Origin of the sequence: Actinomycetospora termitidis (genome assembly GCF_030286555.1) — a bacterium.
Taxonomy (GTDB): domain Bacteria; phylum Actinomycetota; class Actinomycetes; order Mycobacteriales; family Pseudonocardiaceae; genus Actinomycetospora; species Actinomycetospora termitidis.
This window is the reverse complement of record NZ_JASVWF010000001.1, coordinates 327,732-347,026: the sequence shown is the minus strand read 5'-3', so window position 1 is coordinate 347,026 and position 19,295 is coordinate 327,732. Positions and strand designations below refer to the sequence as shown.

Below are 19,295 nucleotides of genomic sequence, written 5' to 3'. Positions count from 1 at the left end.
TCCTAGTCCGTGCCGAAGAGGCGACGCCAGTTGTCGGCGCCGGTGAGGCCCGGGGTGGCGGCCCGCCACCGCTGCGCCACCTCGTCGCCCTCCCGGACGAGCCGCCAGAGGACCTTCGCCCCGTCGCGGCCGAGTCGCTTGAGCAGCTCCGGATCGCGCTGCCGCACGCGGACGCCCGCCTGGCCGGCGTCGGTCACGGCGACCCGGTCGAACAGCGCCACGTGCCACCAGTGCGCCTCGCCGGCGCCCACGAGCCCCTCGTGGAACGGCACGCGCCCGGTCGCCTGCTGCACGATCCGCTTCGCCCAGACCGCCTTCATCCGCGTCGGCTTGCCGCCCGCGCGGACGACCGGCATCTGGGCCGCCCCGAGGTCGGGCGCCTCGGAGATCGGGTGCATGACGGTCTCGGGGTAGGCCGACCGCTCGGCGCGGATGCGTGCGGTCGCGCTCACGCCGCCATCGGCGAGGACGTCAGGGCCGACGAGGAAGTCCTCGACCGCCCGGACCAACGTCGCGGCCAGCCCGTAGTTCATCGAGAGCAGGTAGCGACCGAGGAGCTCGCCGAGCGTGGCTGCGACGTGGCGCACCGGGAACCCGCTGTGCAGGGCCGAGGTGATCATGGCGTTGCGCAGGTTGAAGTACCGGTGCCAGTCGTCCCAGTCCTTCCACGGGAAGTCGGCGTGCCACAGCCCTGCGCCCGGGAGGGTCACCGTCGGGAAGCCGAACGCGCGGCCCCGGTAGCTGTACTCGACGTCGTCCCACTGGAAGAACAGCGGCAGGGGGTAGCCCATGGTCCGCGTGACCTCGACCGGGATGAGGCACGACCACCAGCCGGTGTAGCCGGCGTCGACCCGGCGGTCCTGCACGTTCTTGGTGCCGTCCGGGAGGTAGGCGGTGACGTCGGACTCGCCGACCGCTCCCTCCACCACGTGACCGTTCGTGAGGTCCTCGAGCACCGCGTACTCGGCACCGGCGAGCACCTGCGTCGGGTGCAACAGGTTGAGCATCTGCGCGCCGACGATCGTCGGGTGGCTCGTGAACTGCGCGAACGCCGACATCCGGACGACGACCTCGGGCTCGCACCGCACGTCGTCGTCCATGAACAGCGCATCGGTGGGCGTGTCCCCGGCCTTCGTCACGACCTCGTGCAGGCCGCGGGTGAACCCGCCCGACCCGCCGAGGTTCGACTGGCGCAGGTAGCGGAGCTGGTCGCCCAGCGACTCGCGGACCTCGTCGAACGCGGGGCGGGACTCGACGGGGTCGGTGCCCTGGTCGACGACGATGATCTCGTCGACCACGCGCGTCGCCTCGCGGTCGTCGGCGAGCGCGGCGAGGGTCGTCGCGCAGTCGTCGGCGCGGTTGTGGGTGCAGATGACGATGCTGGTGTGTCGCCGTGTCCCCGGGTCCTCGACCGTCCACCGCGCGTCGTGGAGCAGCAGTTCGGCGTCGTCGGTGACGATCTCGATCCACAGCCCGCCGCCGTCGAGGAAGCGGTCGAGGCGGGCCTCGAGCCGGACGTTCTCGGTCTGCGCATCGTGGACGGCGACAGTGCGGGGGACGCCGTTGGTGTCCGACGCGCGCAGCATGACGCGGCCGGCTCCGCTGATCCGGCCCTCGAAGCGGACCGAGGTGGCGGTCGTCCAGCGTTGCCAGTAGGCGGCGGGGAAGCGGCCGAAGTAGGTGTTCGTGGACACCCGGCCGAAGGCACCGACCTTGACGTGGCGGCGGCGGCGTTCCGCGTGCCCGTCGAGGACCTCGACGTACATCTCGTCGGGGATGTCGGCGGTCGGGCCGGTGAACAGACCGCGTTGGACGACCAGCCGTCCCGGTGGCGTCGCCGGCCCCCTGGCCGGCCTCGTCTCGGTCTGAACGTCCGTCACAGGCTCGGCCCTCTCCCCGACAACACTGCGTCGAAGGGTAGGAGACGGGCTGGTCAGGTGTGTCCGGCGGTGTCAGACGCGTGTCGTGGCTCTGGGGCGCCCACGTCGCGAGTGCCGGTGATGACCACGACGACCTGCTCGCTGTCGTGGGTGAATGCCTCGTAGACGAACTCGATGTCGTGCGCGGCCACGAACTCCCGCCAGGCGCGGTGCTCGCCGTCCTGCCAGCCGGAATGATTGAGGTACTCGTCGAAGACGACCACCGAGCCCGGTCGGAGGCGTGGGCCGACGAGCTCGAGCGCGGTCGCGGTGGAGGAGTAGAGGTCGGCATCGAGGTGGAGGACGTCGACGGGCCCGGGGTGGGCCTCGAAGAAGGCCGGCAGGGTTTCCGAGAACCAGCCGACCACGAGCTCCGCGCCCTCCACCTCCGGGACCTGCTCGACGGCGAAGGTGCCGGCCCTGAACCCGGCGCGCCAGTCCTCGGGGAGTCCCTCGAACGAGTCGAAGCCGTAGACCTCGGCCCCGTTGCGCGCCGCTGCGATCTGTCGCAGCGTCGTCCCGCTGTAGACACCGAACTCGAGCGCCATGCCGCCCGTCGGGGCGAGCGACAGCGCGTGTGCAAGTGTCTCGGGCGGCGTCGGAAACGTCCGCGCGCCCGTCATCGCGTCGCGGACGAATCGCGCGCTCGACTCCACCGCCTCGCGTTCCCCCGCGGCGAGCATGTCGCGCCGGTCGCGGACCTCGCGCGCGTGCATCCCCACACGGAGGCCCTCCACCTGGGCAGAGAGCTCCGTGAACCGCCGCTGTTGCTCGCGGCGGAGTTCGTCGACCTGCGCAGCCACCACCGGGACCACGGCGTCCTGCATCGCCTGCAGCAGTCGCAGTCGCACCGCGTGGCGCAGGCGCCGCGCCCTCGGAATCCGGACCATCGGGCCATCGAACCGGTTGTTGTGCGCCACGTCGATGGCCGGACGACTCCGACCACCGCCCGTCGTCGAGCGTTCACGCGACGCCGCGCCTATGTGGCCGGGAGGTGGATGTCCAACGACGATCGGGGGTCCGTACGGTGACTCCCCATGGAGGGCGAGATCCCTGTCACGGCGCCGGTCGTCCTCGCCGTGCGTCCCGACGTCCTGGTGATCCGAGCCGACCCGTACGCCGGACCCGTCGACGTCCTCCTCGACGGTCGGCGTCTCTTCTCCGTGCGGCTCGAGGACCATCCGGCGGCACGTATCCCGTGGCCCGAGGCCCTCCGGCCACACCTGCGGGGCCGCGGCACGATCGCACTCAGGCGCCCCGGTTACGACCCGGGAGCCGAGGTCACGGCCGATCTCGGCCATGGTGGCCGGTTCACGGTCACCGACGCCTCCGGCCGCGACCTCGTGGTCAACAAGTGGGGTCGGCTCGGGCGTGCGCTCGGCGACAGCGACCCCGGTGTCACGGACCGGCTCCTCGACCACGCCGAAGAGGTGGCCGCGGTGCTGGAGCGCGACCTCGGCCTCGAGCCGTTCATCACCGGCGGCACGCTGCTCGGCGCCGTTCGTGAGGGGCGGCTGCTCGGTCACGACGATGACGTCGACCTCGGCTACGTGAGCACCCAAGACGACCCGTCCGCTGTCGCGCGCGAGGGGTTCGAGGTCGGGCGTGTGCTGCGGCGAGCCGGATTCTCGGTGCTCCGGCACTCGGCCGGACATCTACAGATGCACTTCTCGCACGACGGTGTCTCGGACCACTACGTCGACGTGTTCGCCGGCTTCATCCGCGAGGGTCACTGGCACCAGCTCTTCTGCATCCGCCACCCCGCGCGGCGTGCGGATCTGTTGCCGCGCACTACCGTGACGATCGCTGGACGGCGAATGCCGGCTCCCGCTGACGTCGAGCTCGCGCTCGAGGCGAACTACGGACCAGGCTGGCGCGTTCCGGACCCGGCGTTCCGGTTCGAGACGCCGCTCGCCACCCGTCGTCGCCTGGAAACGTGGTTCCCGGGAATGCACGTGGACCGCGAGGATTGGGCGCTCCGTCCCGAGCGGGACGACGTCAGCGCCCGCGCGCGCCGCGTGGTCGCCCTCGAACCCGGATTTCCTGCGCTGGACCTGGGCTGTGGAGCGGGAGCCGACACGGCGTTCCTCGCCGATCGGCTCGGTCGGGCCGTGGGTCTGGACTGGAACGAGATCGCGCTTGCCCGCGCCCGCACCGCCGTCGTCGGGAAGAACGCCGACATCCGCTCGGTGAACTTCCGCGACCTCCGCGCGGTGATCCGGTCCGGGGCGCGGCTCGCTGCCGAGGAACACGGCTGGGTGGTCCTCGTCGGGCGGCTGCTGACAGTCCTCGACGAACCGGCGCGTGACAACGTCCTGCGCATGCTCGGCATGGTCCTGCGCCGAGGGGGCCTCGCGGTCGTCGATCCCGGGGAGGCGAGCCCGAGGTTCGGCGCGCAGGCCCTCCGCCACGGGCTCGTCGTCGAGCATGCACCGCACTGGCTCGAGGTCCGAAGAGCTCCGGCGACGGTGGGTGCCGCATGAAGAACCCGGTGCGCGTGCTCGGGAGCGCGGCTCGCCGCGTCCTGGTGCCGGAGTGGACGGCGGTCCTCCACGACGTCGAGGTGCTGCGCTCGGACCGCGACAACCTGCTGTCCGACATCCGAATCCTGCGTGCCGAGCTGGCCGACCTGCAGCAACGGGCTGACGGCCTCCGCGAGGAGAGCGAGAGGCTGCGCGGCCGGGTAGAGGCGCTCGACGTCGACATCGACGAGGGGCGACGTCTCTCGGCCCGGGTGGCCGAGGTGACGGACCTGGTCACCGAGGTCGTGCTGCCGCTGCACGATCGGGAGATCGACATCGTGCGGTTGCGTGACGACGACGCCGAGCCGACCTGAGTTCCCCTTGAGCGGGTGCCGACACCCTGGTCTGATTCCGCGCATGCTGGAGGCCCACCGGGTGTCGTCGCTGCGTTCTCGCTGGGAGGTCCGCGAGGACGACGCGCCCCTGCTCGTGCTCGAGGCCAAGGGATGGCGGTCGTCCGTGCGCTACACCCTCGACGGGATCGCCTACGAGGTCCAGGCGTCCTGGACCGGGTCGCAGTACACCCTGACCACGGACGACGGAGCCGAGGTCGCGCGGGCCGAGCGGATCGGGCGCAAGCGCTGGTCGATCGTCACCCCCGAGGGCACCTACTACTTCCGGCGGCGTTCGATCTGGAAGGCCGACCAGGAGTGGGTGGCCGACCCCGACACCGAGGAGCCGGTCGGCTCGATCCGGCGGACCGGCACCTGGCGCGGCGACGCCGAGGCGGACCTGCCGGGCATGCCCACCCCGCTCGCCGTCTTCACCCTCGCCGTCGTCCTGCTCATGTGGGAGCAGGCTGCCGCCGCCGCGGCGACGTCCTGACCGGCCGCGGCACCCCCGCCGCCATCGCCGTCCACCCCACCGCGAGCACCACCATCGTCAGCACCCCGACCGGGTAGTAGATGTGGCTCGTCAGGAACGAGTACGCCCCGCCGACCGCCAGGACGGTCCCGACGACGGGGAGGACCCGGCGGGGCCCGGGCGTCACCACGATCGCGGTGACGCCGCCGATGACGGTCGCCGCCAGGTAGGCGTACACGCCCGGCACGACGAGTTGGTCGGCGATGCCGAACAGCGCCGACACCCACGGGCCGGGCCCGAGCGCCATCGTCTCGTGCCCGCCGCCGATCCCGGCCAGGACGTCCAGCGCGGTGTAGAAGCACGCGTACACCAGGCCGAGGACGACCACGACCCCCTCGAGCAGCAGGCCCCGCCCGCGCACCACCACCCACGGGCCGAGGGCGAGCAGCGGGAACAGCAGCAGCCCGATCACGTGGAGGTCACGCCACCACGGCGCCGACTCCGGGGTGAGGACGGTCGGGTGCGACAGCCCCAGCGCCGCGAGCAGCAACGGAGGGATCGCGGCGGCGGCCAGGGCGACCGGGCGAGGCATCGTCGGGACCTTCCCCTGCTCGTGACCCCGTCGTGATCACCCGGTCGTGTAGTCCGTTCGGACTAATACCGGAGCGCCTCGGAGCGAAGCCCGCAGTGATGGTCACGCACAGAGGGGGCGGGATGACGGACAGTGACAGCTGGACGGGTGGAGGTGCCCGGGGACGGGCGCCACACCGTCGCACATGGGCCGTGATGTCCGTGGTGGGTGCTCTGGCCCTCCTCGTCGGGGTCCTGACGGCGGGTGTCGCGCCCGGGCGGGCGCAGGCCGCGGTGGTGACCGGGCGGGTCGCCGACACCGCGGGTGGGTGCCTGGAGAACTCGAACAACACGGCCGCGCCGAACAACCCGCAGTGGCTGAACGTCTGCGGGACGAACGCCGGGCAGCAGTGGTCGCGCTACGCCGACGGCACCCTGCGCGTGCAGAACGGCTGCGCCGACACCGCGGGCGGTGCGACCGCCGTCGGGACGCGGGTCGTGCTCGCCGCCTGCACGTCCTCGACCTCGCAGCGCTGGACCTTCTACGCCGCGGGCTACGTGCAGAACCAGAAGTCCGGCCTCTGCCTGGCCCCGCTGAACAACCGGATCGCCGCCAAGGTCGTGATCACGATCGCCGCCTGCGCGAACGTCGCGGCGATGAAGTGGACCGTCCCGGCCCTCTCCACCCCGACGACCACCACGCCCCCACCGACGACGACCACCCCGCGGCCCACCACGACGGTGCCGCCCACCACCACGACGACGCCCCGACCGACCACCACCGTCCCGCCGACGACCACCACCGCGCCGCCCACCACGACGCCGCCGGGTCAGACTCGCCAGGTGTGGGACTCGAGCTTCACCTCGTCCGGCTTCGGGAAGTTCGACGACACCCCATGGAACAACGTGGGGGCGAGCGCACCGGTGATCGTCAACTCGCCGGTGACCTCCGGGGCCAAGGCGGCCCGCTTCACGATGCCCGGCGGCGGCACGCGCACCGAGATCGTCCCGACGACCGCGTCGTTCATCGAGGGCCAGGACCGGTACTTCCGCTTCTCCTTCGTCCTGCCCGCCGGCTTCCCGACGCAGGTGACGAGCTGGCAGCTGTTGACCCAGTGGAAGAACGACGGCACCGGGTCGCCGCCCCTGGAGCTCACCGTCGGGAACGGCAACCTCAACCTCTCCGGCGGCTACGGCCACCCGGCGGGCCCACGCACATTCTCCAAGGTCCTCGCCCCGGCGACCACGGGGCAGCGCGTCGACCTCGTCGTCCACATCCTGTTCTCGCGCGACCCGGGCAAGGGCGTCGTCGACGTCTGGCGGAACGGGACCCAGGTCCTGGCCGGCTACAAGCCGGCGGGCGGCACCCTCTACCCGACGAGCGCCGCGTCGACCGCGACGCTGAGCTCCTACTGGAAGATGGGGCTCTACCGGGACTCGGCGATCACGCAGCCCGCGCAGTACACGATCGAGAGCGCGAAGATCGGCAACACCTACGCGGAGGTCGCGAGCTGATCCTTCCCGACGACGGGTCCGCCCGGACCCGTCGTCGTGCGCTCAGCGGGGGTCGCGGCCGATGAACGCGAGCATGCGGGTCTGCACGTCGGCATCCGGATCGACCTCGACCCTGGGGCCGTACTGCCCCGACGCCCGCAGGATCTCGTCCATCGGCTCCATGCCCTCGAGGAGCGCCGCGCACCGGGCGGGGTCGAGTCGCTCGTCCTGACCGGTCGCCCGGGCGAGGTCCCAGGTGTGCATGAAGACGTCGGCGCCGAAGAACTGCAGCACCGCCTGAGGCAGAGGAACGGTGCCGATGTGCGGGTTCACGAGCTGCTTCTCCGCGGTGGTCGGGTCCTCCAGCAGGGCCTGGACACCGTCGCTCATGGTCCGCCAGGCGGCGACCGGGTCCTGGTCCACGCTCGGGCCCGCCGGGAGGCGGACACCGGCCCCGCCTTCCAGGAAACCGGGAAACCACTCGACGAGGTGGCGGACGACGTCCCGCGCGGTCCACGCGGGCACCGGCGACTGCCGGTTCCACGTCTCCTCGTCGGGCACTCCCTCGACCACCTGCGTGAACCGGCCGGCGATCTCCCGGTACTCCTGTGCGGCGTCCATGACGTCCCCTCTCCTCGGCTCGACACGGGGACGTCGATCCTGGGCGTCGCCGTTCGACATGGGTGGCCGGAAACTTTCCGTGACCCAACTGCGACCATTCGTGTGACGTCGACCGTAATGCTTTCCGAGATCCACGCGACATCGCCACCAGTAGTGAGTTCCTGGGGGGCGTCGTGGCAATACATCGGGTCCGGACGACTGTGGTGGCGGCGATCGGGGCGTTGGCGCTCCTGATCGGGTTGACGGTGGGTCTCGGGGCAGGTCAGGCGTCCGCGGCCACCGTGACCGGACCGATCGCGAACGTCGCCGGTGGCTGCATGGAGAACTCCAACAACTCCACGGCGACGAACAACGCGCAGTGGCTCAACTACTGCGGCACGAATGTCGGGCAGCAGTGGTCCCGCTGGTCGGACGGCACGATCCGCGTCCAGGGACGGTGCATTGACACGCTCGGCGGGGCGACGGGTAACGGCACCCGGGTCGTGCTCGTCGTGTGCTCGACGACGTCCACCTCGCAGAAGTGGACCATCCAGTCGACCGGCGTGATCCAGAACCAGAAGTCGCGCACGTGTCTGGCGCCGCAGAACAACCGGATCGCCGCTCGCGTGGTCATCACCATCGCCACGTGCGTGAACACCAACGCGCAGAAGTGGCGCGTGCCGGCGCTGTCGACGCCGACGACGACCCCGCCGCCGGTCACCACGACGACCACCGCTCCGCCGGTCACCACGACGACCACCGCTCCGCCGGTGACGACCACGACCACCGCTCCGCCGGTGACGACCACGACGACCGTCCCGCCGGTGACGACCACGACGACCGCTCCGCCGGTGACCACCACCACGACGACCGTCCCGCCGGTGACGACCACGACCACCGTCCCGCCGGTCACCACCACGACGACTGTCCCGCCGACGACGACCACGACCACCACGACGAGCCTGCCGCCCCAGACCACGCAGACGTGGGACTCGAGCTTCACCTCGTCGGGCTTCGGGAAGTTCGACGACACCCCGTGGAACAACGTCGGCGCGAGCGCGCCCGTGATCGTGAACTCGCCCGTGACGTCGGGGGCCAAGGCCGCCCAGTTCACGATGCCGGGCGGCGGCACGCGCACCGAGATCGTCCCGACCACGGCGTCGTTCACCGAGGGGCAGGACCGCTGGTTCCGCTTCTCCTTCTTCCTGCCGACCGACTTCCCGACGACGGTGAACACCTGGCAGCTGCTCACGCAGTGGAAGAACGACGGCACCGGTTCACCGCCGCTGGAGATCACCGTCCGGGACGGCAACCTCAACCTCTCCGGGGGCTACGGGCACCCCGCCGGGTCCAAGCTGTTCGGCCAGGTCCTCGGCCCGGCCGTGACGGGGCAGAAGACGGACCTGGTCGTGCACATCTTCTTCTCCCGCGACCCGGCCAAGGGCGTCGTCGACATCTGGAACAACGGCACCCAGGTCCTCGCGGGCTACAAGCCGGCCGGCGGCACGCTCTACCCGACCTCCTCCGGGACCGCCTCGGTCGGCAGCTACTGGAAGATGGGCATCTACCGCGACTCCGCGATCACGCTGCCGGCGAAGTACACGATCGAGAGCGCGCGCATCGGCAACACGCGCGCGGCGGTCGGCGGCTGATCCCCCCCGGTGAACGAACGGCACTCTCGCGCCCCTAGAAGCTGCGACAGTGCCGTTCGTTCGGCAGAGGGACCCGTCAGGACGTCGGCAGCTTCGACAGCGCGGCCTGCAGCGAGCGCTCGGCGTCGTCGGCCAGCTTCTGCAGCGCCGGGATCAGCGCGAACGTGGCCAGCTTCGCCGCGCCGTGGAAGGTGAACGTGGCCGTGTAGCGGACGGTGGTGACGTCGCCGAGGGACGAGAGCTCCATCTCGTCCTCGCTGGTCACGGTCTTGTTCCGCCCGACGATGCGGATCCGCTCCGGCTCGTCGGCCTCCAGGGTGTACGTCAGCGTCGTCTGCCGGCCGCGGAACTCCGAGACGTTGGTCCACTGCTTCCCGACCCCGACCGGCGTGGCCGGGTCCACCGGCTCGCAGGTGATCGTCCCGGCGTCCCACTCGGGGGCGTTCGAGAAGTCCCGCAGGTAGTCCCGCACGGTCTCGAGCGGGGCGTGCGAGGTCGCGGTCCGCGTCACGGTCGGCATGCCCCCGGGCTACCCGCACGAGGGCCCGGCTACCGTGACGTGCATGGCCCAGCCTGACCTGGTGATCGTCGGCTCCGGCTTCTTCGGGCTGACGATCGCCGAACGCGCCGCCACCGAACTCGACAAGCGTGTGCTGATCGTCGAGCGCCGGTCGCACCTCGGCGGCAACGCGTACTCCGAGCCCGACCCCGAGACCGGGATCGAGGTGCACCGCTACGGCGCGCACCTCTTCCACACCTCGAACAAGCGCGTGTGGGACTACGTCAACCGGTTCACCGACTTCACCGGCTACCAGCACCGGGTCTTCACGATCTTCCGCGACCGCGTCTACCCGATGCCGGTCAACCTGGCGACGATCTGCGAGTTCGCCGGGAAGGCCATGACGCCCGACGAGGCCCGGGCCTGGGTCGCCGAGCACGCCGCCGAGATCGACGTCGACGACGCGCAGAACTTCGAGGAGAAGGGCGTCGCGCTCGTCGGCCGCCCGCTCTACGAGGCGTTCTTCGAGGGCTACACGGCGAAGCAGTGGCAGACCGACCCGAAGAACCTGCCGGCATCGATCGTCAGCCGGCTCCCGGTGCGCTACACCTTCGACAACCGGTACTTCAACGACACCTACGAGGGCCTGCCGGTCGACGGCTACACCGCCTGGCTCGAGCGCATGGCCGACCACCCGAACATCAAGGTCCGGCTCGACACGGACTGGTTCGACGTCCGCGACGAGCTCGGGGAGGACGTCCCGACCGTCTACACCGGCCCGCTCGACCGCTACTTCGACTTCTGCGAGGGCGAGCTCGGCTGGCGCACGCTGGACTTCGTCCCCGAGGTCGTGGAGACGACCGGTGACTTCCAGGGCACGCCGGTGATGAACTACGCCGACCGCGACGTGCCGTTCACCCGCATCCACGAGTTCCGGCACTTCCACCCGGAGCGGAAGACCTACCCGACCGACAAGACCGTCATCGTCCGGGAGTACTCGCGCTTCGCGGAGTCCGGCGACGAGCCGTACTACCCCATCAACACCCCGGACGACCGCGCCAAGCTCGAGCGCTACCGCGAGCTCGCCCGCAAGGAGGCGACGAACCGCAAGGTGCTCTTCGGCGGCCGGCTCGGCACCTACAAGTACCTCGACATGCACATGGCGATCGGGTCGGCGCTGACGATGTTCGACAACCGGATCGCCCCCTGGTTCACCTCCGGGGTCGACTTCGACGGCGCGGACCCGCTCGAGGGCTGATGACCGGCCTCGCGGTCGCGCTCGCGCTGCTGGCCGCGCTGCTGCTCGCGGTCGGGTCCGTCGCCCAGCGCCGGGCCGCCTCGGGGGTTCCCGACGACGAGGCGGGCGGGCTCGGGCTGCTGCGTCGCCTGGTCCGCTCGCCGACGTGGTGGGCGGGCACCGTCGGCGACGGTGGCGGGTTCGTGGTCCAGGCCGCCGCCCTCGGCGTCGGCTCGCTGCTGCTGGTCCAGCCGCTGCTGGTGACGACTCTGCTGTTCGCCCTGCCGCTCGAGGCCGCCACGGGCGGGCGCCGCGTGACGGCCCGCGACGCCGGGTGGGCCCTGGTGCTCGCGGCCGCCCTGGCGCTCTTCCTGGTCGTCGGCGAGCCCACGGCGGGCGAGGACCGGGCGCCGTTCGCGGCCTGGACCCCGACCGGGGGCGTGCTCGTCCTCGTGCTGGTCGGCTGCCTCGTCCTGGCGGCCCGCCGACGCGGCCGGGTCCGGGCCGCGGCGCTCGCCGTCGCGACCGGCATCGCCTACGGCGTCCTCGCGGCCCTGACGAAGTCCGTGGTCGACCTGCTCGCCGACGGCATCGTGCCGCTGCTGCTCGGGTGGGAGACGTGGGTGCTCGTCGCGGCCGCCGTCGGCGGGACGTACCTGCAGCAGGCGGCGTTCCAGGCGGGCGACCTCGCGATCACCCTGCCCGCGATCACCGTCGGCGAGCCGCTCGTGGCCGCGCTCCTCGGTCTGACCGTCCTGGGCGAGCGGGTCCGGGCCGACGGTGCTAAGTGGGTGCTGATAGGCCTGCTGGTGGCGACGGCGGTGCTGGCGACCGTGGTGCTGGCCCGGTCGAGCGCGACCGCACCAGGTGAGGACGCGGTTACGGCAGAACCTTGGAAACCCTAGGCTTGGGCAACGCGGTCAGTTCTCAGCGATCTTGTGCCCAACAAAGGAGAGGCTGCTTCAAGCAGCGCGGGCCTCTGGGGTTCATCACGGCGCCGGGACCAGTACGTGATGCTGGAGGGTAAAGGCGGCGGTGGGAGTGCCGTGGCCCCCTGTCGGGTAGTCCAGTGAACTAGGAAGTTAGAAGTGAGGCTTTCGCGCAGCTCGCCTTCCTGCTCTCGACCGTTCGCGGCGTTCATTCGCGCTGGTTCGGGCCACCGCGATCGGCCTATGGGGCGCATAGTAGAGTCGAGTTGCCCGCCGGCTGAGGCAGCTCCGACTGTGACTGGCCTGGGAGGCCTTTCACCTGCGCGTAGAACTTGCCAGTGAACAGCGTCAGATTGACCGGGATGTAGTTGTTTCCGGCAAGCCCGCCCCCGTAAACGATTCCCGTGTTAATCGAGCCGCATCGGTTGGTCGTCGTGGATAGTTCCCTCTGCGTCGGATCGACTGAAACGGTCGAAGTTGCACGTCCGCCGACGAGCTGGTGATACGTCGTAGTCGATCCGTCAGAATTCTTGCAGGAAGCGGCAGCCGCGTCATCTACACTTAGAGGCGCATTCGAGCACGCCGATGTAACTGATCCGGGGAACGCCGTAGGGAGCATCGACGACATGAATCCCTGAGGGGTCGATCCGGCGCTCGTTCCAGAATCGGAATCGACCGTGATACTAAGCACTACAACTAGGATGATCGCGCCTGCAAGGAACCCTACGGCTACCAACACTTCCTTCTGGTAGGATTCTAGCTTTGATATGCGGGATCCCGATGGTATCAGCTTATTGTCGGACGAAGCCGCAGTAACGGGCTTCTGCACTCCGCCTGCGCGGGGCGAACTGATCGCACCGGACGCTCTGCGGCTCGGACGCGCAGAAGTCGGCGTGTCGGTCTTGGACTGGTTCCTTTCGTTTGTTCCTAAAGTAGTGCCGACTCCTCTCGTAGTCGGATCGCTGACGTCCCCGTGGTCTCTCGGTGGTTTCTCCCTCTCAACCGGAACTTCTTGCGTTCGAGGTTGCATCTTTCGATCAGGGGTGGGGAGCGGCGGTGTTCGGTTTTTAGCCATGGCAATAGTGGCAGCCGACCTTACCGTGACACTGTCATCGTTCTCGGCGATCGACGCTAGGCGCGCCGAGATATGCGTCTTCACCGATTCGTTTCCGCGGCCATGGAGTTCCTTCATGGCCTCGATTGCTTGCAACCGCGCCGCTGGGATCTCCCCTGCGAGGAGGGCATCGATCCAAGGCGGAAGAGACCACCGATGATTCCAAGCGAATACGATCCGACCCTCTAGATTCTCTTGCTTCTTCGGCCTCTGACTAGGGCGTTCCGTAACAACTTTGTCGTGCACGTACCCGTAAAGCTCGTCCAAGGAGATGTCGCCATCTCCATTAAGATCGGCATCACCAGATTGGATGCCCTCTATGAGGTATCTCGTGAACAAAGAGGAGGCGCGTTCCACCCCATCCACAAGTGTCTTGCCTTCGAATGAGAACTGGGTGACATCAGAGGCGGTAAGAATCACGCGCCCCCGTCCAGATAGCCTAGATAAGGTTCCCACTTTGTCGTCTGCCTTCGCGGTCACTCCGATCGGAAAAGCCCCGCTATAGCAGCAATCCAGGATCACGACCTTCTGCGTTGAACGGCAATCGTCCAGGGCTCGATTGATCTGCTCGGCAGAAACACTCGAAAAGGCGACGCGCTCCTGAATAGTGTTCTTGAAGGCGAAGTGTAGATCGCCCCGGTCGTCTTTGATGCCATGTCCAGAAAAGTAGAGCAAAGTCAGGTCTCGCACCGATCTAGCCTGAAGGAATGACGCGACTTTGTCACCCACTTCGTACGAGGGAAGATTGACTAGGGTTGTTACCTCGAACCCTCCGACGGCTGGATCTCGAAGAACCTCAGCCAGATTCTCGACGTCATTTTCGGGAGCGCTCAGTTGAGCGATCGTAGGATCGTCATGGACGTTCGTCGCGATGAGGAGAGCGTGGCGATTACTCGACATTGCGGTCCTCGTCCTGGTTCTCCATAAACGCGTTCACGAGGCGGTCGATGTCGCGACGTGACGCGGTCTCCAGTTCAAGGGAGCTCCCGTTGATAGAAATTGTCAGCTTATGCGATTGAGTTCGTCTCTTAATCCACTCTTGCGCAGTGGCCATTACAAGCGGTAGTAGACCGCCCGACGCCGACATAGTAACGATAAGTTCAGTCAACGTGACTGCGTCGCCCTTGGCGCCAGCCTCTTGCCGAGCTTCGCCAAAGTCAACGGCCTCAACGTCGATGTTGAGTAGTTCGCTGCGTAGCTGCCTACACTCCCGCTCCCGAGAGACAGGATCGGCACCTTCCGCTGGGGTCAAGAACAACCTGCACTGCACGAGGCCGGACGAGGGCTCTGGCACGACTCGTACCTCCTTTGGGCGTGCTCCTGACTATCGCTAAGTCCTACTGAGACGAGTCAGCGCGGTGCCAGGTACCCACGTCTGGTGGACCAGAACCACCCATTCAGCGCAACTCGGTTCCCCTAGGTACATGTCTTGTCCGCTATCCCGGTCCCGGCAGGTAACCGCACGTGTTCGTTCAGTTACATAATGTTTCTTTATTAGCCGAGTCCGAGGCCGAGACCCTTAGTGCGCTCAAGCGGGTCCTCCTCAAGTTGCTCCTACACCGGCGCCAGAGTGCTATCGCCTCTTCACGATTGGCGCCGTGCCTTGCTTCAGGGCCGACAGTTTCTAGAGCCGCAGACCTGCTCGCCGTCCTACTTAAGACAGTCGCTCGGGTCGGGACCGCCGTCCTGGCGGTCGAGCGTGACCGCGCCGGGCGAGGGAGCGATGACCCTCTAATCACAGCGCGTCGGCGAATGCGTGACGAATGGGCACCTGAGTCCTGTTCTCTTCCTCCCCGTGGTGACGATCGGTATAAGTGTCAGCTGTGTAGGCGACCCCGGCCCCCGTACCGCTTCGAGGTCGACCACGGGGTCGGTGCGCTTCGCGAGGAGTTCGCCGATCTCGCGGCCGACACCGTGACCGGGGTGCGGGTGCGCATCGCGGGCCGCCTGGTCGCCCGCCGTCGGCACGGGTACCTGGGGTTCGCCGACCTGCGCGACGGGACCGGGAGGATCCAGCTGTTCCTGGATATCGCGGTGCTCGGCGCGGATGCCCATCGGGCGGTCGACGCCCTGCGCCTCGGCGACTGGGTCGGCGCCACCGGAACCGTCATGACCGACGACGTGCCCTTCACCCCGGTGCAGCGGGTCGCCCGGCGCGCCGTCGGGGTGCTCAACCCGTTCTTCCTGGTCCGGTCGCAGCACGACTTCAACGCCAAGTTCGACCCGCAGTGGCTGCCGCGGGTCCTCGCCTACCGCAACCCGGCGGACCTGCCGCGGGTCGGGCTGCTCTACGCCGGTGCCGAGGGCTTCCTGGCCGTCCCCGGCCTCGGCCCGCTGTTCGTGCCGGCCGTGGCCGGCGGCGCGCCCTCGCCGTCGGCACCTGCGTCCCCGTGACACGGGCGCCGGAGCACCACGGCACCCACCGGGCGCATCCGCGGCGGCACCGGGCGCTGCGCGGGGCCGTGTGGGTGCTCGCCGCGCTGGCGGCGGTGCTCGTCGCCGTGATCGCCGTGGCGGCCGGCGGCGACCCGGGCGACACCGCGATCACCGACGCGCCGTTCGGCGCGCTGCTGGTCGTCCTGCTGCTGCTCGCCGTGCTCGGCGTGGTGCTGGCCCGACGACGGGTCCGGCGCGCGCTCGCCGTCGTCGCGCTCGTCGTCGCCCTGCTCCTGACCGCCGCCGCGGCGCTCAACCTGCACTTCGAGTACTACCTGACGCTCGGGCAGGCGGTCGGGCAGGACCCGTCGGACGAGGAGACGATCGACGATCTCCTGCGCCGCGACAGCGATCCCGGCCCAGGCGTCGGCGCCCCCGTGACGATCCACGCGCGTGCCTCCGGCTTCGCGGCCCGCCCGGCCATGGTCTACGTGCCGCCCGCCTTCTTCGCCCGCCCGCGACCCGCCCTGCCCGTCGTCGTGCTGCTGCACGGCACCCCGGGGACGCCGCAGGACTGGATCGACGGCGGTCTCACCGCGCAGACCTCGGACACCTTCGCCGCGGCCCACGGCGGCCGGGCCCCGATCCTCGTCATGCCGGACGTCAACGGGTCCACGGACGCGGACTCGGAGTGCCTGGACGGCCCCGTCGGCCGGGTGGAGACCTACCTGACCCAGGGCGTCCCGGCCTACGTCACGGCGACCTTCGCGACCCGGCCGACCGGCGCCGCCTGGGCGGTCGCGGGGCTGTCGGAGGGCGGCTCGTGCGCGATCGTGCTCGCGCTGTGCCACCCCACCCTGTTCCACACGTTCGGCGACCGCTCCGGCCTCGCCGGACCGCGGGCGGGGGACACCAACGCGGACGTGGCGTCGGCGGTGAGCCAGCTGTTCGGCGGGTCGCAGGCCGCGTTCGCGGCGCACGAACCGGCCTCGCTCCTGGCATCGAGGCGGTTCGCCCAGCTGGGCGCGTGGTTCCATGTGGGCGACGCCGACCCGGAGCCCGCGGCCGCGCAGGCGGCGCTGGTGCCGGAGGCCCGGCGGGCCGGGATCGCGGTGTGCTCGGTGCTCGTGCCCGAGGGTGGGCACACCTTCGACGTGTTCTCCGCCGCGTTCGCGCAGTCCCTGCCCTGGATGGCGTCCCGGCTCGGCATCCCGACACCCGGGGCGGCCTGCCCGCGGCAGTGATCCACCGCGCCGTGTGGGTACCTGCCCGCGTGATCACCATGACCGTGTCGGGCGACCGCCCGGGCTACCTCGCCGAGACGCTCGATTCCTGGTCCGCGGTGCGTGGCCTGTCCGCGCGGCCCTTCCGCTTCATCGTCGAGCCGGGCGCCGAGCTCGCGCGCTGCCGGACGGTGATCGAGGAGTTCTCCCGACGGCGGGTCGCGCGGGCCGTCGAGGTCGAGGTCAACGCCGAGCGCCGTGGGGTGCGGGCCAACCCGCACCACGCGTTGTCGACGGCGTTCGCGTCCGGAGCCGGCTTCGTCGTGCTGTGCGAGGAGGACATCGTCGTGGGCGACGACGTCCTGGAGTGCCTGGACGCGGTGCCCGACGAGCCGGGCGTCCTCGCGGCCTGCGCCTTCTCCCGTCGTCCCGCGCCGCAGCCGCCGGAGGTCCTGGCCGACACGGACTTCAGCGCATGGGTGTGGGGCACGTGGGCCGACCGGTGGACCGAGCTGCTCGCGCCGCAGTGGTTCGAGGCCGCCCGCGCGCCGTGGGACGGGGCGGGCGCGGGCTGGGACTTCGGCGTCGAGCGCATCGCGGCCGCCACCGGGATGCGCTTCGTCGGGCCGCTCGCCAGCCGCAGCGACAACATCGGGCGCGACGGCGGCGTCCACGCCCTGCCGGAGGAGTTCGAGTCCAGCCGGGCCGCGACGTTCGCCGCGTACCGCGAGCCGGCGCACTGGCGCCTCCCCGTCCCCGCGCGAGGGGAACCCTCACACCACTAGGACGCCCGGATCCTCCCCTCGTGAACGGGGCGGGCCGAGCGGGTGGACGTGCGCCCGGCCCACGTGTTCACGCCGATCGCGGCCAGGGCGGCCAGGCTGACCGGGGCGTTGGCGCGTCCGGTCAGCCCGACCAGCGAGGTGGTCACGGCGATCGGAGCGCCCGCCGCCGACCCGAGCAGGGCGAACACGGCGGCCCGGATGGAGGCCGCCCGCGCCCCCGCCACGGCGGCGAGCACCGCGCGGACCTGGTCGGTGTCGGCGCAGCGCAGCCCGGCGGTCCACGGGGCCTCGTCGCCCAGCCCGATCCCGACGTCCGCCGCGGCGAGTCCTTCGGCGTCGTCGGCGGACACGAGGACGACCCCACGCCCGGCCTCCTGCAGCCGCTGCACCGCGTACCCGGTCGCGGCGTCGTCGACGACCACCACCCGACCCACGACGGCGGCCGTGTCGGCGAGCTCGGCGAGTCCCTCACCCAGGACGACGACGTCGACGCGGTCGGCCTGCCGTAGGGCGGAGTGGCTCATGCTGACGATGCCCGCCTCGGCCACCGCGTGGTGGGCCGCCGCCGCGTAGGCCTCGCGACCCCAGCGCGCCGCCTTGGGTGTCCCGGCGAGCAGGACCGCCGCCGCGCGCTCGGGCAGCAGGGCCGCCGCGGCGCCGAAGGCGGTGAGCGTGGCGACCCCGGTGGTGTCCCCGACCTTCTCCACCGGCCCGCGCCGCAGCGACCCGGGCCGCTCGTACGCCCGGACCGGCTCCGCCGCGTGCCGCTCCAGCGGGGCGCCCGCGTCCCAGGCCTGCCACACCCGGCGTCGGGACGCGGCCTCGTCGGCCCGGATCGCGCGGTAGCAGGCGTCCACGAGGAGCCCGAGCGGGCCGCTGCCCAGCGCCTGCAGCCCGGCGCTGCCCAGCGAGAACCACGACTCGGTCGGGGCGTTGCCCGCGGTCGACTCCGCGGTGCCGCGGGACGCCGGGACGGCGTCCAGGAGGCCGAGCGTGCCTATCAGCAGCGGCGGGACGCGGCGCGTGACCGGGAGGAGCCCGAGGAGGCGCTCGACGCCGGCCAGGCCGAGGCCGGCGAGGTCGAACCCGAGCGCGAGGGCCTGCCGCGACCACGGCGTCACGTCCGCGGGGTGGGAGCCGTCGGTGTCGGGCGCGGCGTCCGCGTGGCCGTGCCGGCGCTCGACCTCCTCGACGACCGCGACGAGGCGCTCGAGGGCCACGTCCGGGGCGTGGTCGACCACGACCCGGCCGACGACCGCGTTCACCACGGCGCCCTCGACGCCCGGTACCGCGAGGAGCTCCTCCACCAGCGCCTTGCGCGCCCCGGCCTCGCCCGGCGCGTCCAGCCCGCGCACCTCGAGGTGGGTGCGGCCCGCCCGGCCGCTGCTGCGCCGGGCGTGGACGAGGCCGAGCGCCCGCAGCGGGGGACCGAACACGTCGGACACGACGCCGGCCGCCGGGCCGAGGAGACGGGCCCCCGTCGAGGGCACGGCAGGAGCGGATGACATCGGTGCCTCCCGGGGTCGGTGGGTGCTCGCGACCTTCCCGGCGGGCGGTCCGGAGGAAACGGA

The 19,295-nt window shown here is 70.6% G+C and carries 18 protein-coding genes and 1 pseudogene; 11 read left to right on the top strand and 8 right to left on the bottom strand.

Going from position 1 to position 19,295, the window contains the following annotated elements; all coding sequences use genetic code 11:
• Nucleotides 1-2: 2 nt before the first annotated feature.
• Both QRT03_RS01760 and QRT03_RS01755 read right to left on the bottom strand, forming a co-directional pair.
• The gene (locus tag QRT03_RS01760; RefSeq protein WP_286050703.1) at nt 3-1,880 is read right to left on the bottom strand and encodes a glycosyltransferase; all 1,878 of its coding nucleotides are present in this window, start codon (nt 1,878-1,880) and stop codon (nt 3-5) included.
• Between the two features lie 53 nt (nt 1,881-1,933).
• Nucleotides 1,934-2,809 carry a class I SAM-dependent methyltransferase gene (locus QRT03_RS01755; RefSeq protein WP_286050702.1) on the bottom strand — a complete coding sequence of 292 codons (876 nt, stop codon included), beginning with the start codon at nt 2,807-2,809 and terminating at the stop codon, nt 1,934-1,936.
• Between the two features lie 147 nt (nt 2,810-2,956).
• On the opposite strand from QRT03_RS01755, the gene QRT03_RS01750 reads away from it, so the two are divergent.
• The 3 genes from QRT03_RS01750 to QRT03_RS01740 are packed head-to-tail and all read left to right on the top strand — an operon-like array spanning nt 2,957 to nt 5,266.
• Entirely contained in the window at nt 2,957-4,402 is a 1,446-nt protein-coding gene (locus QRT03_RS01750; protein ID WP_286050701.1) for a class I SAM-dependent methyltransferase, read from the top strand.
• Nucleotides 4,399-4,755, top strand: coding sequence for a DUF6752 domain-containing protein (locus QRT03_RS01745; RefSeq protein ID WP_286050699.1), 357 nt, complete (start codon nt 4,399-4,401; stop codon nt 4,753-4,755). The genes QRT03_RS01750 and QRT03_RS01745 overlap by 4 nt, the downstream gene beginning before the upstream one ends.
• Nucleotides 4,756-4,798: 43 nt before the next feature.
• A complete protein-coding gene (locus QRT03_RS01740) occupies nt 4,799-5,266 on the top strand; it encodes a hypothetical protein (protein WP_286050698.1) in 468 nt (155 codons plus the stop codon).
• Here QRT03_RS01740 and QRT03_RS01735 read toward each other — a convergent pair.
• A complete protein-coding gene (locus QRT03_RS01735) occupies nt 5,226-5,837 on the bottom strand; it encodes a hypothetical protein (protein ID WP_286050697.1) in 612 nt (203 codons plus the stop codon). The two genes, QRT03_RS01740 and QRT03_RS01735, sit on opposite strands and share 41 nt — an antisense overlap.
• 203 nt (nt 5,838-6,040) lie before the next feature.
• On the opposite strand from QRT03_RS01735, the gene QRT03_RS01730 reads away from it, so the two are divergent.
• Nucleotides 6,041-7,330, top strand: coding sequence for a heparin lyase I family protein (locus QRT03_RS01730; protein WP_286050695.1), 1,290 nt, complete (start codon nt 6,041-6,043; stop codon nt 7,328-7,330).
• 42 nt (nt 7,331-7,372) lie between these two features.
• On the opposite strand, the gene QRT03_RS01725 is transcribed toward QRT03_RS01730, so the two are convergent.
• Complete coding sequence (locus QRT03_RS01725) at nt 7,373-7,930, bottom strand: TIGR03086 family metal-binding protein (protein WP_286050694.1); 558 nt, start codon at nt 7,928-7,930, stop codon at nt 7,373-7,375.
• A 317-nt stretch (nt 7,931-8,247) separates the two neighbouring features.
• Here QRT03_RS01725 and QRT03_RS01720 point away from each other — a divergent pair.
• Both QRT03_RS01720 and QRT03_RS01715 read left to right on the top strand, forming a co-directional pair.
• A pseudogene (locus tag QRT03_RS01720) lies at nt 8,248-8,523 on the top strand (ricin-type beta-trefoil lectin domain protein); the annotation flags it as partial.
• A 468-nt stretch (nt 8,524-8,991) separates the two neighbouring features.
• Nucleotides 8,992-9,561, top strand: a complete 570-nt coding sequence (locus tag QRT03_RS01715; protein WP_286052026.1) for a heparin lyase I family protein — start codon at nt 8,992-8,994, stop codon at nt 9,559-9,561.
• 76 nt (nt 9,562-9,637) lie between these two features.
• Here QRT03_RS01715 and QRT03_RS01710 read toward each other — a convergent pair whose 3' ends face one another.
• Nucleotides 9,638-10,081, bottom strand: a complete 444-nt coding sequence (locus QRT03_RS01710; RefSeq protein ID WP_286050693.1) for an SRPBCC family protein — start codon at nt 10,079-10,081, stop codon at nt 9,638-9,640.
• A 43-nt stretch (nt 10,082-10,124) separates the two neighbouring features.
• Here QRT03_RS01710 and glf point away from each other — a divergent pair, with 43 nt between their 5' ends.
• Complete coding sequence (gene glf, locus QRT03_RS01705) at nt 10,125-11,318, top strand: UDP-galactopyranose mutase (RefSeq protein WP_286050692.1); 1,194 nt, start codon at nt 10,125-10,127, stop codon at nt 11,316-11,318.
• Nucleotides 11,318-12,202 carry a DMT family transporter gene (locus QRT03_RS01700; protein WP_286050690.1) on the top strand — a complete coding sequence of 295 codons (885 nt, stop codon included), beginning with the start codon at nt 11,318-11,320 and terminating at the stop codon, nt 12,200-12,202. The genes glf and QRT03_RS01700 overlap by 1 nt, the downstream gene beginning before the upstream one ends.
• 265 nt (nt 12,203-12,467) lie before the next feature.
• On the opposite strand, the gene QRT03_RS01695 is transcribed toward QRT03_RS01700, so the two are convergent.
• Nucleotides 12,468-14,240 (bottom strand): caspase family protein, encoded by a 1,773-nt coding sequence (locus QRT03_RS01695; RefSeq protein WP_286050689.1) that lies wholly within the window; start codon nt 14,238-14,240, stop codon nt 12,468-12,470.
• A complete protein-coding gene (locus tag QRT03_RS32135; RefSeq protein ID WP_425604792.1) occupies nt 14,230-14,610 on the bottom strand; it encodes an effector-associated constant component EACC1 in 381 nt (126 codons plus the stop codon). The genes QRT03_RS01695 and QRT03_RS32135 overlap by 11 nt, the downstream gene beginning before the upstream one ends.
• A 653-nt stretch (nt 14,611-15,263) precedes the next feature.
• Between QRT03_RS32135 and QRT03_RS01690 the strand changes: the two genes are divergently transcribed.
• From QRT03_RS01690 to QRT03_RS01680, 3 genes are read left to right on the top strand one after another with little or no spacing between them, the layout of a single operon-like run.
• On the top strand, nt 15,264-15,734 hold the full coding sequence (locus QRT03_RS01690; RefSeq protein WP_286050688.1) for an OB-fold nucleic acid binding domain-containing protein: 471 nt from the start codon (nt 15,264-15,266) through the stop codon (nt 15,732-15,734).
• A complete protein-coding gene (locus QRT03_RS01685) occupies nt 15,731-16,960 on the top strand; it encodes an alpha/beta hydrolase (protein ID WP_286050687.1) in 1,230 nt (409 codons plus the stop codon). The genes QRT03_RS01690 and QRT03_RS01685 overlap by 4 nt, the downstream gene beginning before the upstream one ends.
• 29 nt (nt 16,961-16,989) lie before the next feature.
• Entirely contained in the window at nt 16,990-17,724 is a 735-nt protein-coding gene (locus QRT03_RS01680) for a hypothetical protein (protein ID WP_286050686.1), read from the top strand.
• Here the strand turns inward: QRT03_RS01680 and QRT03_RS01675 are convergent.
• On the bottom strand, nt 17,721-19,214 hold the full coding sequence (locus QRT03_RS01675; RefSeq protein WP_286050685.1) for a hypothetical protein: 1,494 nt from the start codon (nt 19,212-19,214) through the stop codon (nt 17,721-17,723). The two genes, QRT03_RS01680 and QRT03_RS01675, sit on opposite strands and share 4 nt — an antisense overlap.
• Nucleotides 19,215-19,295: the final 81 nt, after the last annotated feature.

Coding starts and splice junctions, on each gene's coding strand:
- QRT03_RS01755 (WP_286050702.1), bottom strand. CDS start 2,809: ATGGTCCGGATTCCGAGGGCGCGGCGCCTGCGCCACGCGGTGCGACTG.
- QRT03_RS01750 (WP_286050701.1), top strand. CDS start 2,957: ATGGAGGGCGAGATCCCTGTCACGGCGCCGGTCGTCCTCGCCGTGCGT.
- QRT03_RS01745 (WP_286050699.1), top strand. CDS start 4,399: ATGAAGAACCCGGTGCGCGTGCTCGGGAGCGCGGCTCGCCGCGTCCTG.
- QRT03_RS01740 (WP_286050698.1), top strand. CDS start 4,799: ATGCTGGAGGCCCACCGGGTGTCGTCGCTGCGTTCTCGCTGGGAGGTC.
- QRT03_RS01735 (WP_286050697.1), bottom strand. CDS start 5,837: ATGCCTCGCCCGGTCGCCCTGGCCGCCGCCGCGATCCCTCCGTTGCTG.
- QRT03_RS01725 (WP_286050694.1), bottom strand. CDS start 7,930: ATGGACGCCGCACAGGAGTACCGGGAGATCGCCGGCCGGTTCACGCAG.
- QRT03_RS01710 (WP_286050693.1), bottom strand. CDS start 10,081: ATGCCGACCGTGACGCGGACCGCGACCTCGCACGCCCCGCTCGAGACC.
- glf (WP_286050692.1), top strand. CDS start 10,125: ATGGCCCAGCCTGACCTGGTGATCGTCGGCTCCGGCTTCTTCGGGCTG.
- QRT03_RS01700 (WP_286050690.1), top strand. CDS start 11,318: ATGACCGGCCTCGCGGTCGCGCTCGCGCTGCTGGCCGCGCTGCTGCTC.
- QRT03_RS01695 (WP_286050689.1), bottom strand. CDS start 14,240: ATGTCGAGTAATCGCCACGCTCTCCTCATCGCGACGAACGTCCATGAC.